This window comes from Pseudomonas putida (genome assembly GCF_028682395.1).
GTDB classification, from domain to species: domain Bacteria; phylum Pseudomonadota; class Gammaproteobacteria; order Pseudomonadales; family Pseudomonadaceae; genus Aquipseudomonas; species Aquipseudomonas putida_AB.
This window is the reverse complement of sequence record NZ_JANHLC010000009.1, coordinates 184,220-198,092: the sequence shown is the minus strand read 5'-3', so window position 1 is coordinate 198,092 and position 13,873 is coordinate 184,220. Positions and strand designations below refer to the sequence as shown.

Genomic DNA, 13,873 nt, shown 5'->3' with positions numbered 1-13,873 from the left:
GTGCGCCCGGTATGCGTGCCTAGAATGGCGGCTTTGCGAACCAGGCTGCAGAGGCTACTTATGCATATTTCATCGGGCCGCAGAGGCTATGGGTTGTTTCTGGCGCTGCTCACGTGCCTGCTATGGGGCATTCTGCCGATCAAGCTCAAACAGGTCCTGGAGGTCATGGACCCGATTACGGTCACCTGGTTTCGCTTGCTGGTGTCGGGCAGCCTGTTGCTGCTCTATCTGGTCGTGGCCCGGCGTCTGCCCAACCCGCGCAAGCTCGGCAAGCGCGGCGGCTGGCTGGTGTTGCTCGCGGCCGGCGGCCTGATGGGCAACTACGTGCTGTATCTGATGGGGCTGCGCCTGCTCAGTGCCGGCACGGCGCAACTGGTGGTGCAGATCGGCCCGATCCTGTTGCTGATCGCCAGTCTGTTTGTCTTCAAGGAGCGTTTCAGCCTAGGACAGGGCCTCGGCTTGCTGGTACTGGTGTTGGGGTTCGGGTTGTTCTTCAACCAGCGTCTGGTCGAGTTGCTGACATCCCTGAGTGACTACACCGCGGGCGTGTTGACGATCTTGCTGGCAACGACCATCTGGACCTTCTATGCCCTGGGCCAGAAGCAACTGCTGACGATCTGGAATTCCCTGCAGATCATGATGGTGATCTACCTGTTGTGTGCCCTGTTTCTTATGCCCTGGGTCCAGCCGCTGGAGGTCTTGCAGTTGAGCCCGGTGCAGCGCTGGCTGCTGCTGGCTTGCTGCCTGAATACCCTGGTGGCCTACGGTGCCTTCGCCGAGTCGCTGGCGCACTGGGAGGCGTCGCGGGTCAGCGCGACCCTGGCGATCACGCCATTGGTCACCTTTGTCGCCGTCGCCCTGGCGTCCTGGGTATGGCCGGACTATGTGCAGGCCGAGGACATCAATCTGCTCGGCTATGCCGGTGCGGTGCTGGTGGTACTGGGGTCGGTGCTGACCGCGCTGGGCCCGTCGCTGGTGGCCGGGCTCCAGGCCCGGCGCGAACGAAAGGTGACCCATTGAGCGCGGCTTAGCCGTGCTTGCCCGATTCGAGCATGTTTTGCGGACGAACCCAGCTGTCGAACTCCTCGTTGCTCAGATAGCCCAGTTGCAAGGCGGCGTCGCGCAGGCTGAGGCCTTCTTCGTAGGCTTTCTTGGCAATTTTGGCAGCTTTGTCGTAGCCGATATGCGGGTTGAGCGCCGTCACCAGCATCAACCCACGCTCCAGATGGGCGGCCATCTGCGCTGCGTCCGGCTCCAGGCCGCTGATGCAATGGGCCTGGAAGTTGTTGCAGCCATCGGCCAGCAACTGGATCGACTGCAGCAGGTTATGGATCAGCACGGGTTTGTAGACATTGAGCTGCAAATGCCCCTGGCTGGCAGCGAAGCCGATGGTGACATCATTGCCCATGACCTGGCAGGCAATCATCGACAGCGCTTCGCACTGGGTCGGATTGACTTTGCCGGGCATGATCGAGCTTCCCGGCTCGTTGGCCGGCAAGCGCACTTCGGCAAGGCCGGCGCGGGGGCCTGAGCCGAGCAGACGCAGGTCGTTGGCGATTTTCATCAAGGCGACGGCGAGGGTTTTCAGCGCCCCCGACAATGAGGTCAGCGGTTCGTGGCCGGCGAGGGCGGCAAACTTGTTCGGTGCCGTGACAAACGGCAGGCCGCAGAGCGCAGCCAGCTCGGCGGCGACCGCTTCGGCAAAACCATGGGGCGCATTGAGCCCGGTGCCGACAGCCGTGCCACCCTGGGCCAGCTCGCAGACCGCAGGCAGGGCCGCGCGGATCGCGCGCTCGGCATAATCGAGCTGGGCGATGTAGGCCGAGACTTCCTGGCCAAAGGTGATCGGCGTGGCATCCATCATATGGGTGCGCCCGGTCTTGACCAGTTTCATATGCCGCGCTGCCAGTTCGGCCAAGCCGCCGCTCAGCTCGGCGATGGCCGGCAGCAGATCCTGATTCACCGCCTGGACAGTGGCGATGTGCATGGCTGTGGGGAAGCAATCATTGGAGCTTTGGGAGCGATTGACATGGTCATTGGGGTGAACCGGTGATTTGCCGCCACGGCCCTTGCCCGCCAGTTCGTTGGCACGGCCGGCAATCACTTCGTTGACGTTCATATTGCTCTGCGTGCCGCTGCCGGTTTGCCACACCACCAGGGGGAATTGGTCGTCGTGCTGGCCATCGAGTACCTCATCGGCCGCCTGTTCGATCAGCCGGGCGACGTCCGCTGGCAAATCGCCATTGCGGTTATTGACCCGGGCGGCGGCTTTCTTGATCTGTGCCAGGGCATGTAGCACAGGCAGCGGCATGCGCTCGCTGCCGATGGCGAAGTTGATCAGCGAACGCTGGGTTTGTGCGCCCCAGTACACGTCCTCAGGGACGTCGATCTGGCCCAGGCTGTCGGTTTCGATACGGCTCATCGCGTTGGTGCCTCCATGGTGGATAAGTCAGTTTAGGCCTGTTGCGCCGAGTAGGGTTCCGTCCTTCGTCGTACGACCGGGGTCGGGCTTGAGCCGTACGCTTCGTTAGGCGCAGAATGGGCGCCCTTGGGGTACTACCTCGCCTGCTAGAAAAGGAAACTCGATGACCCGTTTTCGTGCCATCTGCACCGCGGTTGCTCTGGTCTGTGCCAGCGGCCAGGTTTTTGCCGATACCGCCAGCCATAATGCCAGTGCCGAAAGCTTCCTGAAGCTGGCGCATGCCGACAAGCTCGGCACCCCGGTCTACCGGCAGGTGCAGCAAATGTTCGCCCAGCGTTTCGAGGAAGTTAAAGCGCCGGAATCCAAGAAAGCCCTGCTGGAAACCTATCAGGCCAAGGCCAATACCGCGCTGAACCAGGCCATTGGCTGGGACAAGCTCAAGCCCGACATGGTCAAGCTCTACACCAGCAACTTCAGCGAGGCCGAGCTCAAGGAACTGATGGCGTTCTATCAGTCGCCACTGGGCAAGAAAGTTCTGGAAAAAATGCCACAACTGACCCAGCAATCGGCCCAGTTGACCCAGGCCAAGCTGGAAAGCGCTGTGCCAGTGGTGAACAAGCTGCTGGATGACATGACTGCCGAACTGCAACCGAAAGCCGCCACCCCGGCGAAGAAAAAGCCGTAAGCGGAGCCCGCGATGACCATGCAACAGCGTATCGAAACCGCCCTGGCGGCCTTGCAGCCGGAACACTTGCAGGTGCTGGATGAAAGCCATATGCATAGCCGCGGGTTGCAGACCCACTACAAGGCCGTGCTGGTCAGCGAGCAGTTCGCCGGGCTGAACAGCGTCAAGCGCCACCAGAAGGTCTACGCCACGCTGGGCGACCTGATGGGCCAGTTCCATGCGTTGGCGCTGCACACCTATACGCCGCAGGAATGGGCAACGATCGGTGCCGCGCCAGCGTCGCCGACCTGTGCCGGGGGGCACTAGCTGACACGGGGGCATGGGCGGCAATCCGCTCGGTTGCTATCCCAATGCCCCTCGGGTTTTTGCTAGAATCCGCCACGCGCCGCTGAGTCGGCGCGTTTTTTTTGCATCCGGTTCGCCCTTTACGAGGGTGGCCACCTGGAGAGAATCACCCATGACTCAACCTATTGTCGTGGCGGCACTGTACAAGTTCGTCACGCTTGAAGATTACGTCGCCCTGCGCGAGCCACTGCTGCAGGCGATGCTCGACAACGGCATCAAGGGCACCCTGTTGATCGCCGAGGAAGGCATCAACGGTACGGTTTCCGGTACCCGCGAAGGGATCGACGGGCTGCTGGCCTGGCTGCGCAACGACCCGCGCATGGTCGATATCGACCACAAGGAATCCTACTGCGACGACCAGCCGTTCTATCGGACCAAGGTCAAGCTGAAAAAGGAAATCGTCACCCTGGGTGTGGAAGGCGTCGACCCCAACAAGCAGGTCGGCACCTATGTCGACCCGCAGAACTGGAATGCGTTGATTGCCGACCCGCAAGTGCTGCTGATCGATACCCGTAATGACTACGAAGTCGCGATCGGGACCTTCGAAGGCGCCATCGACCCCAAGACCACCAGCTTTCGCGAGTTTCCCGACTACATCAAGGCGCACTTCGATCCGGCCAAACACAAGAAGGTCGCGATGTTCTGCACCGGCGGCATCCGCTGCGAGAAAGCCTCGAGCTATATGCTCAGCCAGGGCTTCGATGAGGTGTATCACCTCAAGGGCGGGATCCTGAAATATCTGGAAGAAATTCCTCAAGAGCAGAGCCAATGGCGTGGTGACTGCTTTGTGTTCGATAACCGTGTGACCGTGCGCCACGATCTCAGTGAAGGCGACTACGATCAATGTCATGCTTGCCGTACGCCGATCAGTGTCGAGGAGCGGGCGTCGGAGCACTATGTCGCCGGTATCAGCTGCCCTCATTGCTGGGATACGTTGAGCGAGAAAACCCGGCGCAGTGCCATCGACCGGCAGAAGCAGATCGAGTTGGCCAAGGCGCGCAATCAACCGCATCCGATCGGCTTCAACTACCGCCAACCTTCCGAGGGCTGAACCATGTCCGCACGCCTGCTCTATGTCATGGACCCGATGTGTTCCTGGTGCTGGGGCTTCGCTCCGGTGGCCCGGGCTCTGGTCACGCAGGCGCAGGCGGCGGGGGTTGAGTTGCACCTGGTGATGGGCGGCTTGCGCACCGGGAGTGGGGCGGCGCTGGAGCCGACCACCCGGCGCTACATCCTCGATCACTGGCAGGCGGTCAGCGCGGCCACCGGCCAGCCGTTCAAGTTTGAAGGCGCCTTGCCGGACGGTTTTGTCTACGACACCGAGCCGGCCTGTCGTGCCGTGGTCACGGCACGTGGCCTGGCGCCAGACTGTGCCTGGGTGCTGGTCGGTCTGATTCAACAGGCCTTTTATGTCGACGGACGCGACGTTACCCAGGCCGGGGTGCTGGTGGAACTGGCCGAGCGCGCCGGGCTGCCGCGCATCGAGTTCGCCGCGGCCTTCGACAGGTCCGAGCAACACGCGGCCACGGCTGCCGACTTCAGTTGGGTGCAGGACCTGGGCATCGCCGGCTTCCCGACGTTGCTGGCCGAGCGCAATGGCCAGCTGGCGTTGCTCACCAACGGTTACCAGCCACTGGCAGAGCTTTCCAGCCTGCTGGCGCGCTGGCTGGAGCGTGCGGCCCGTGTCTGATCCTGGGGATCGTCCAGCACACAAGCCTCAAGCCGACAAACTGAGTTGGGCGCAGATTCGCCGCCTCGTCCTGCAACACAAGAAAGCCCTGTGGATCGCCAACGGTGTTGCCGTTCTGGCGACGCTGTGCAGTGTGCCCATCCCCTTGCTGCTGCCGTTGCTGGTAGACGAAGTGCTGCTGGGCAATGGCGATGCCGCCCTGAAAGTCATGGATCACCTGCTGCCGGGGCCTTGGCAAAAGGCGGCGGGCTATATCGGCCTGATGCTGCTGTTGACCCTGGTGCTGCGTGCTGGGGCCTTGCTTTTCAACGTGGTGCAGGCCCGGCTGTTTGCCGGGTTGGCCAAGGATATCGTCTACCGCATTCGCCTGCGTCTGATTGAGCGGCTCAAGCGTATCTCGCTGGGCGAGTACGAAAGCCTGGGCAGCGGTACGGTGACCACCCACCTGGTCACTGACCTGGACACCCTCGACAAATTTATCGGTGAAACCCTCAGCCGGTTCCTGGTCGCCCTGCTGACGCTGGTCGGTACGGCGGCGATCCTGATGTGGATGCATTGGCAACTGGCGTTGCTGATCCTGCTGTTCAACCCGTTGGTGATCTATGCCACGGTGCAGTTGGGCAAGCGCGTCAAGCACCTGAAAAAACTGGAGAACGACAGCACCGGGCGCTTTACCCAGGCACTGGCTGAAACCCTGGATGCGATCCAGGAAATACGTGCAAGCAATCGCCAGGGATTTTTCCTCGGCCGTCTGGGGCGACGGGCGCAGGAGGTGCGTGACTATGCGGTGGCGTCGCAGTGGAAGAGCGATGCCTCCAGCCGGGCCAGTGGCCTGTTGTTCCAGTTCGGAATCGATATCTTCCGGGCGGCGGCCATGCTTACGGTGCTGTTTTCCGACCTGTCCATCGGCCATATGCTCGCAGTCTTCAGCTACCTGTGGTTCATGATCAGCCCGGTGGAGCAATTGCTTAACCTGCAGTACGCCTACTATGCCGCCGGAGGGGCGCTGACACGGATCAACGAGCTGCTGGCGCGGGCTGACGAGCCGCAATATCCGGGGGGAAGCAACCCGTTCCAGTCCCGCGACACCGTGGGTATCGAGGTGCGCGCACTGAGCTTTGCCTATGGCGATGAGTGGGTACTCGATCAGCTCGATCTGTCCATTGCCCCTGGAGAAAAGGTGGCGATTGTCGGGGCCAGTGGCGGTGGCAAAAGTACCCTGGTGCAACTGTTGCTCGGGTTGTACACGCCACAGAGCGGGACCATCCGCTATGGTGGCGCCAGCTTGCAGGACATCGGCCTGGAGACGGTGCGCGAGCATGTGGCGGTGGTCCTGCAGCACCCGGCGCTGTTCAACGACAGTGTCCGGGCCAACCTGACCATGGGTCGTGAGCTTAGTGACGAGGCGTGCTGGCAGGCGTTGGAAATTGCCCAGCTCGACGGCACCATCCGGGCGTTGCCCAGGGGGCTGGACAGTATTGTCGGGCGCTCCGGGGTGCGTCTGTCCGGTGGGCAGCGCCAGCGCATGGCGATTGCCCGGATGGTCCTGGCCGATCCGCGGGTGGTGATCCTCGACGAAGCCACGTCAGCCCTTGACGCGGCCACGGAATACAATCTACATCACGCCCTGGCACGCTTTCTCAAAGGGCGTACCACCTTGATCATTGCCCATCGGTTGTCCGCGGTGAAGCAGGCTGACCGGGTGCTGGTGTTCGATGGCGGCTGCATTGCCGAAGAAGGCGACCATCAGCAATTGATCGCCGACGGTGGTTTGTATGCCCGGCTGTACGGTCACTTGCAGCAGATGTGAGCCGTGAATCGCTTCTGAAGGACACTTCTTGCTTCTTGCTGTAGGAATCCAGTCTTATGAATCCTCAGATTTGGCCTAGTCTGACTTCCTAGGAGCGGATTTTACGCCAGTACCCATCGAACGGTGCGTATGTAGGGAAGCCCATGAAGCAAGAGCGTGCCTTCGGTTCACCCCGTTTGTTGGGGATTGTCTGGCCCTTTATCGCGGTCGTATTGTTTCAGGCGCTATTGGGCTGTTTCAGCCTATATATGCTATCGGCCGTGCGTGGTTATGTCGGTGGCGAAAGTCTGTGGTCCAAGGGGCAGAAGGACGCGATCTACTACCTGACGCTCTATGCGGACAATCGCGACGAGGCCACATTTCTCAAATACCGCGAGGCGCTAGCCGTGCCTTTGGGCGGACATGACCTGCGGGTCGCCCTGGATCTGCCGGAACCGGATCTGGCGGCGGCGCGGCGCGGCATTCTGCAAGGCGGCAATCACCCGGACGATGTCGACAGCCTGATCTGGCTGTACCGCAATTTTCGCCATTTCGGTTACCTGGAAAAGGCCGTTGTTCTGTGGACCATTGGTGATGGCTATCTGATGCAACTCGATAGCCTTGCCGAGCAGATGCACCAGCACGTGGCAGCCGGGCAGGTCAGCGCGGAGGATGTCCAGCGCTGGAAGCAGCAGATTCAGGTGATCAACGAGGGGGTGACCCCGCCGGCCAAGGCCTTCAGCGACGCGCTGGGGGAAGGGTCGCGGTTTATCTTGCGCCTGCTGCTGCTCGTCAATCTGGTGACAGCCCTGGGGCTGATCGTGCTGGCCTTGCTGCGTACCCACAAGCTGCTGGCCCAGCGCCATGCCTTTGCCGAGGCATTGGAATTGGAGAAGGAGCGTGCGCAAATTACCCTGGAGTCGATTGGCGATGGGGTTATTACTACGGATGTCTGTGGGGCAATTGCCTATATGAACCCCGCCGCCGAGCAATTGACTCACTGGAGCGCCAGCCAGGCTATAGGTCTGCCGCTGTCGGCATTGTTCAGCCTGCTGGATGAGGAAGCCCAGGCCGAGGGGGCCACCCTGATCGAGCATATCCTCAGTGGCCGACTCAGCAGTGCGAATGAGCATTCCAAATTGATCCAGCGGCTCGATGGCAGCACGGTCGCGGTGAACCTAGTGGGCGCGCCGATTCGCAGCGCCGGCAGGATCAGTGGTTCGGTGCTGGTGCTCCATGACATGACGCAAGAGCGCCAGTACATCGCTAACTTGTCCTGGCAGGCGACTCACGATGCCCTGACCGGCTTGGCCAATCGTCGCGAGTTCGAGTATCGCCTCGAACAAGCCCTGCACCAGTTGGAGCGCCAGAGCGCGCGGCATTCGCTGATGTTTCTCGACCTCGATCAGTTCAAGCTGGTCAATGATACCTGCGGGCATGCGGCGGGCGATGAGCTGCTCAGGCATATCTGTACCTTGCTGCAATCCGGGTTGCGCGAGGGCGACACACTGGCCCGGCTGGGGGGCGACGAGTTCGGAATCCTGCTGGAAAACTGCTCGGACGAGGCGGCCGAACGGGTTGCCGAAGGGTTGCGTCGGACCGTGCAGAATCTGCATTTCGTCTGGAAGGGACGACCTTTCGTCACCACCGTCAGCATCGGCCTGGTACACCTCGGTCAGGTCACGATGACGCTGGAAGCCTCCCTGCGCGCGGCGGACATGGCCTGCTACATGGCCAAGGAAAAGGGGCGCAATCGCGTACAGGTCTATCATGCCGACGACTCGGAACTGTCCATGCGCTTTGGCGAAATGGCCTGGGTCCAGCGCTTGCACATGGCACTGGAAGAGAACCGTTTCTGCCTGTACTCCCAGGAAATTGCCGCCCTGGGCCAGGGCGAGCATGAGCAGGGGCATGTCGAGATTCTCTTGCGCCTGCACGACGAAGCCGGGCGGATGATCCTGCCGGACAGCTTTATTCCCGCCGCCGAGCGCTATGGCTTGATGACCTCACTGGACCGTTGGGTGGTGCAGAACGTATTCAAGGTGATTGCCCAGACCCTGGCGCAGGGGCGCGAAGAGCCTTTGGCTATGTGTGCGATCAATCTTTCCGGAATTTCCATAGGTGATGATGAATTTCTCGCATTCTTGCGTGAGCAATTCGCTCTCCACGATGTCCCCCCGCGGCTGATCTGTTTTGAAATTACCGAAACCAGCGCGATTGCCAACCTGGGAAGCGCGATTCGCTTTATCAATGAGCTGAAAACCCTGGGCTGTCGTTTCTCGCTGGATGACTTTTGTGCCGGCATGTCGTCGTTCGCGTACCTAAAACATTTGCCTGTAGACTTTTTGAAGATCGACGGGAGCTTTGTAAAGGACATGCTGGACGACCCGATCAATCGGGCCATGGTCGAGGTGATCAACCATATTGGCCATGTCATGGGTAAGCGCACGATTGCAGAGTTCGTCGAGAACACCAGTATCGAGCAGGCCTTGCTTGAGATCGGTGTGGATTTTGCTCAGGGCTATGTGATCGAGCGTCCGCAGTTGTTCACATGCGATAGCCTGCGTTTTCGCCCTGTGCGGGCACAGACCCTGTTGTTGAGGGCGCCCGGCACGTTCCGCTGAAGCTTGCGTTGTATTGTCCATCACATTGAAAAGGAACCGATCGTGATCAATACATTCACTAGAACCGGCCCACTTATGGAAGCTGCAAGTTACCCAGGCTGGGCTCAGCAGTTGCTGCTTGACTGTGCCGCGAGCAAACGGCGCGTGGTCGAGCACGAGCTCTACCAGCGCATGCGCGATGGTCACCTGAGCCCTCGAACCATGCGTCAGTACCTGATTGGTGGCTGGCCGGTGGTCGAACAGTTCTCCCTGTACATGGGCTTGAACATGGCCAAGACCCGGTTCGCCCGCCATCCGGGCGAAGACATGGCGCGGCGCTGGCTGATGCGCAATATCCGCGTCGAACTCAACCATGCCGACTACTGGGTGAACTGGAGCCAGGCCCACGGCGTCAGCCTCGAGGATTTGCAGGCGCAAAAAGTCCCGGTCGAGTTGCACGCGCTCAGTCATTGGTGCTGGCACACCAGTTCGGCGGATTCGCTGATCGTGGCCATGGCGGCCACCAACTACGCCATTGAAGGTGCGACGGGCGAATGGTCGGCGCTGGTCTGCTCGACAGGCATTTATGCCCAGGGCTTTGCCGAGGAGGAGCGCAAACGGGCGATGAAGTGGTTGAAGATGCACGCCCAGTACGATGATGCTCACCCTTGGGAGGCGCTGGAAATCATTTGCACATTGGCTGGGACAAACGCCAGCCCGGCGTTGCAAGCCGAGTTGCGGCATGCCATCTGCAAGAGCTACGACTATATGTACCTGTTCCTGGAGCGCTGCATGCAACTGGAAAAGGCTCCCCAAGTGCATGAGCGCAGGGAGGCGTGTGTAGCCAGTTGATAGGTTGGCTTATCCGGCCATAGCCAGACGGTTGCGCCCTTCACGTTTAGCGACGTAAAGGGCGCCGTCCGCACGTTTTATCAGGCTTTCAGCGGACTCGCCCGGCAATAGGGTCGAGCAGCCCAGGCTCACGGTCATTTCAATGGCCTGACCCTCTACCCCGTAATCCTGCGCCTGCAAGGCCATCCGCAAACGCTCGCCAATCATTGCCGCCGGCTCGCGGGCAGTGTCTGACAGCAGCACGATAAATTCCTCACCTCCGAAACGAAAAACCCTATCGATATTGCGCAGCTGGTTTTTGATGCCGCGAGCGACGGCCTTGAGCACCTCGTCGCCGGCACTGTGCCCGTGGGTATCATTGACCGTCTTGAAATGGTCGATATCGAGCATCAACAGTGACAGGGGGTGTTGGGTGCGCCGAGCCAGTTCGATTTCCCGATTCAGGGCCTGGTCTAGGGCAATCCGGTTACCGGTGTCGGTCAAGGGATCGCGCAGGGCGCTGCGGGTGGCGGTGCGATAGAGCAGGGCATTGCGCAGCGGGTACAGCAGGCAGGAGAGCAGGGATTCGAGTTGTGCCTGTTCGTGCTCCGTGAAGCGTTGCAGGCGCTTGAAGTTCAGTTCGCCCAGGTGCTCGCCCGTATGGCTGAGGCGATAGCTGACCGAATGATGCCCGCGTTGGCCAAATTCCATGCGCAGATCGCTGGCCTGATGGGTATAGGTCAGTGAGTCGAGGGGAATGACACGCTGGATCTCGCGAAAGAAAATCCCCAGGATCCGCTCCACCTCCAGGCTGACCTGCAATTGCAGGCTCAGTTGTTGGCGCAGTTGGGCAACGCTGGCAGGGCGTGGGGGCTGGGTCGAGCGCTGGCCAAACCCCAAGCGCTGCAACTTGGCGCTATCGAAATCAATGGCGTTGGTCTGGGTCGGCGTTTTCATGGTGTAAGCCCCTGGGCACAAGGTCAGTCCGGCGAGCAGCGGAGAAGGCGGTTGGCGGCGACGCTTCATGGGGCTGCACTGCCTGCGCCTGACTAAAAGCAGTTTAGTGCGCGGGGAGGGCGTATGGCGTGCGGTCTGTGCCCTGCCTGCCGCGCTGTCGCAATGCCTGCATTGACTAAGACAGAGCGAAACTCGTGCCAGTTCCTGCGACTTCGAAAAAGCCGTTCCAATTCAGAGTGTTGGAGATTTTCAGGGATGGAGGGCAGATCGGTGGTGACAGTCTGTTGACTGCTTCTGCGGGCTTTTGGAGCGTAAAAGTAACCGGCGACGGTATTCCGTCACCGGTACGGGCATAGCGCTCTACTGGGCGTCGAACGCCTGGCCATTGATGCCTGTGCTGTCAGGGCCCATCAGGTAGAGGTAGACCGGCATGATTTCTTCGGGCGTGGGGTTATTCAGCGGGTTTTCCCCGGGGTAAGCCTGGGCACGCATGCTGGTGCGTGTGGCGCCGGGGTTGATGCTGTTGGAGCGCACGGGGGCGACATTTTCCACTTCGTCGGCCAGGGTCTGCATCAGGCCCTCGGTAGCGAACTTGGAAACGCCATAGGCACCCCAGTAGGCGCGGCCCTTACGGCCCACGCTGCTGGACGTGAAAACTACCGACGCATCGCTGGACAGTTTGAGCAGCGGCAGCAGGGTGCTGGTGAGCATGAACATCGCATTCACGTTCACTTGCATCACGCGCATAAAGTTTTCGCCCGACAGCTGTTCCAGCGGAGTGCGCGGGCCGATGATCGAGGCGTTGTGGAGCAGGCCGTCGAGGTGGCCGAATTCGGTCTCGATCATGGCCGCCAGTTCGTCGTACTGATGGGGCAGGGCGGTTTCCAGATTGAATGGGATCACCACGGGTTGCGGGTGACCAGCGGCTTCGATTTCGTCATAGACCTGGCTCAGATTGGCCTCGGTCTTACCCAGCAACAGCACGGTGGCACCGTGGGCGGCAAAGGTCTTGGCGGCAGCGGCGCCGATGCTACGTCCGGCGCCGGTGACCAGGATGACCCGGTCTTTGAGCAGTTCGGGGCGGGCGGAATAATCAAACATGCTTGAACCTCAACAAAATAAATAGCGGGTCAATCGTGAGCGAGCGCCGTGTGCGGCTCAGCAACTGCAGAGCGCGTGGTCGAGCGCCTTGCGTAGATCCAGCGGGTGATCGACGACGATGTCGGCACCCCAATGGTCGGCATTGTCGTCCGGGTGGATGTAGCCATAGCGCACGGCGGCGGTCTTGGTCCCGGCGTCGCGGCCGGACTCAATGTCGCGCAGGTCGTCGCCGACGAACAGGACACTGGCCGGGTCCAGGTCGAGCATCCGGCACGCCAGGATCAGTGGCTCGGGGTCGGGCTTGCTGTTTTTCACATGGTCGGGGCAGATCAGCAGGGCAGAACGCTCTGCCAGGCCGAGCTGCTGCATGATCGGTTCGGCGAACCGCAGCGGCTTGTTAGTGACCACGCCCCAGATCAGATGGGCTTTCTCGATATCGGCCAGCAGCTCGGCCATACCGTCGAAGAGCTTGCTGTGGACCGCGCAGGCCTGCTGGTAGCGTTCCAGGAACTCCAGGCGCAGGGCTTCGAAGCCCGGGGATTCGGGGTCCATCATAAAGGTCACGGCGACCATCGCCCGCGCACCGCCGGAAATCTCATCGCGGATCAGCTTGTCGTCGATAGCGGGTAGCCCGCGATCGGCGAGCATGGCCTGGCAGATGGCGATAAAGTCCGGCGCGGTATCGAGCAGCGTGCCGTCCATGTCGAAAAGAACCGCTCTTAAACGCATGTCTTACTCCTCGCGCAGGGTCTGGATCATGTAGTTGACGTCAACGTCGCTGGCCAGCTTGTAGTGCTTGGTCAGTGGGTTGTAGGTCAGGCCGATGATGTCCTTGACCTGCAGGCCGGCGTCACGGCTCCAGGCGCCAAGTTCGGAAGGGCGGATAAACTTCTTGAAGTCGTGGGTGCCGCGCGGCAGCAGGCCCATGATGTATTCGGCGCCGACAATGGCGAACAGATAGGCCTTGGGGTTGCGGTTGATGGTGGAGAAGAACACCTGGCCGCCCGGCTTGACCATGCGGTAGCAGGCGCGGATTACCGAAGAGGGGTCGGGTACGTGTTCGAGCATCTCCAGGCAGGTCACGACATCGAACTGCCCGGGCATTTCCTCGGCCAGGTCTTCGGCGGTGATCTGGCGGTACTCGACGCTGACGCCGGACTCCAGTTGGTGCAACTGGGCCACGGCCAGGGGCGCTTCACCCATGTCGATGCCCATCACCGTTGCGCCGCGCTGGGCCATGGCTTCGCTGAGGATGCCGCCGCCGCAGCCGACGTCGAGGACTTTCTTGCCGGCGAGCTTGACGCGCTCATCGATCCAGTTGACCCGCAGCGGGTTGATGTCGTGCAGGGGTTTGAATTCGCTTTCGCGGTCCCACCAGCGATGGGCCAGGGCTTCGAATTTGGCGATTTCAGCGTGGTCGACGTTGCTCATGGGTCAGTCCTCTAAAGCT

Annotated in this window: 13 protein-coding genes; 8 read left to right on the top strand and 5 right to left on the bottom strand. The window is 61.0% G+C overall.

The window, feature by feature from the left end; genetic code table 11:
* Nucleotides 1-60: 60 nt before the first annotated feature.
* Nucleotides 61-1,020: a DMT family transporter gene (locus tag NPS46_RS20325; protein WP_274110305.1), complete on the top strand. Its 960-nt coding sequence runs from the start codon at nucleotides 61-63 to the stop codon at nucleotides 1,018-1,020.
* A gap of 7 nt (nucleotides 1,021-1,027) precedes the next feature.
* On the opposite strand, the gene NPS46_RS20320 is transcribed toward NPS46_RS20325, so the two are convergent.
* Complete coding sequence (locus NPS46_RS20320; protein WP_274110303.1) at nucleotides 1,028-2,422, bottom strand: class II fumarate hydratase; 1,395 nt, start codon at nucleotides 2,420-2,422, stop codon at nucleotides 1,028-1,030.
* 163 nt (nucleotides 2,423-2,585) lie between these two features.
* Between NPS46_RS20320 and NPS46_RS20315 the strand changes: the two genes are divergently transcribed.
* The 7 genes from NPS46_RS20315 (at nucleotide 2,586) to NPS46_RS20285 (ending at nucleotide 10,386) form a co-directional block, all read left to right on the top strand.
* On the top strand, nucleotides 2,586-3,107 hold the full coding sequence (locus NPS46_RS20315) for a DUF2059 domain-containing protein (RefSeq protein WP_274110301.1): 522 nt from the start codon (nucleotides 2,586-2,588) through the stop codon (nucleotides 3,105-3,107).
* A 12-nt stretch (nucleotides 3,108-3,119) separates the two neighbouring features.
* Nucleotides 3,120-3,413, top strand: coding sequence for a BolA family protein (locus NPS46_RS20310; protein WP_274110299.1), 294 nt, complete (start codon nucleotides 3,120-3,122; stop codon nucleotides 3,411-3,413).
* 151 nt (nucleotides 3,414-3,564) lie between these two features.
* On the top strand, nucleotides 3,565-4,503 hold the full coding sequence (locus tag NPS46_RS20305; RefSeq protein ID WP_274110297.1) for a rhodanese-related sulfurtransferase: 939 nt from the start codon (nucleotides 3,565-3,567) through the stop codon (nucleotides 4,501-4,503).
* A gap of 36 nt (nucleotides 4,504-4,539) precedes the next feature.
* Nucleotides 4,540-5,142 (top strand): DsbA family protein, encoded by a 603-nt coding sequence (locus tag NPS46_RS20300; protein WP_274110451.1) that lies wholly within the window; start codon nucleotides 4,540-4,542, stop codon nucleotides 5,140-5,142.
* Entirely contained in the window at nucleotides 5,048-6,952 is a 1,905-nt protein-coding gene (locus tag NPS46_RS20295; RefSeq protein ID WP_425312770.1) for an ABC transporter ATP-binding protein, read from the top strand. The genes NPS46_RS20300 and NPS46_RS20295 overlap by 95 nt, the downstream gene beginning before the upstream one ends.
* A 143-nt stretch (nucleotides 6,953-7,095) precedes the next feature.
* Entirely contained in the window at nucleotides 7,096-9,555 is a 2,460-nt protein-coding gene (locus NPS46_RS20290) for an EAL domain-containing protein (protein WP_274110293.1), read from the top strand.
* 75 nt (nucleotides 9,556-9,630) lie between these two features.
* Nucleotides 9,631-10,386 carry a TenA family transcriptional regulator gene (locus tag NPS46_RS20285; protein ID WP_425312769.1) on the top strand — a complete coding sequence of 252 codons (756 nt, stop codon included), beginning with the start codon at nucleotides 9,631-9,633 and terminating at the stop codon, nucleotides 10,384-10,386.
* A 9-nt stretch (nucleotides 10,387-10,395) separates the two neighbouring features.
* Here NPS46_RS20285 and NPS46_RS20280 read toward each other — a convergent pair whose 3' ends face one another.
* The 4 genes from NPS46_RS20280 to ubiG all read right to left on the bottom strand — a co-directional run bounded on the left by NPS46_RS20280 (nucleotide 10,396) and on the right by ubiG (nucleotide 13,854).
* Entirely contained in the window at nucleotides 10,396-11,322 is a 927-nt protein-coding gene (locus NPS46_RS20280; RefSeq protein ID WP_274110289.1) for a GGDEF domain-containing protein, read from the bottom strand.
* A 360-nt stretch (nucleotides 11,323-11,682) separates the two neighbouring features.
* Complete coding sequence (locus NPS46_RS20275; RefSeq protein WP_274110287.1) at nucleotides 11,683-12,423, bottom strand: YciK family oxidoreductase; 741 nt, start codon at nucleotides 12,421-12,423, stop codon at nucleotides 11,683-11,685.
* A 57-nt stretch (nucleotides 12,424-12,480) separates the two neighbouring features.
* The gene (mupP, locus tag NPS46_RS20270) at nucleotides 12,481-13,152 is read right to left on the bottom strand and encodes an N-acetylmuramic acid 6-phosphate phosphatase MupP (protein WP_274110285.1); all 672 of its coding nucleotides are present in this window, start codon (nucleotides 13,150-13,152) and stop codon (nucleotides 12,481-12,483) included.
* Nucleotides 13,153-13,155: 3 nt separating this feature from the next.
* Entirely contained in the window at nucleotides 13,156-13,854 is a 699-nt protein-coding gene (ubiG, locus tag NPS46_RS20265) for a bifunctional 2-polyprenyl-6-hydroxyphenol methylase/3-demethylubiquinol 3-O-methyltransferase UbiG (RefSeq protein ID WP_274110283.1), read from the bottom strand.
* Nucleotides 13,855-13,873: the final 19 nt, after the last annotated feature.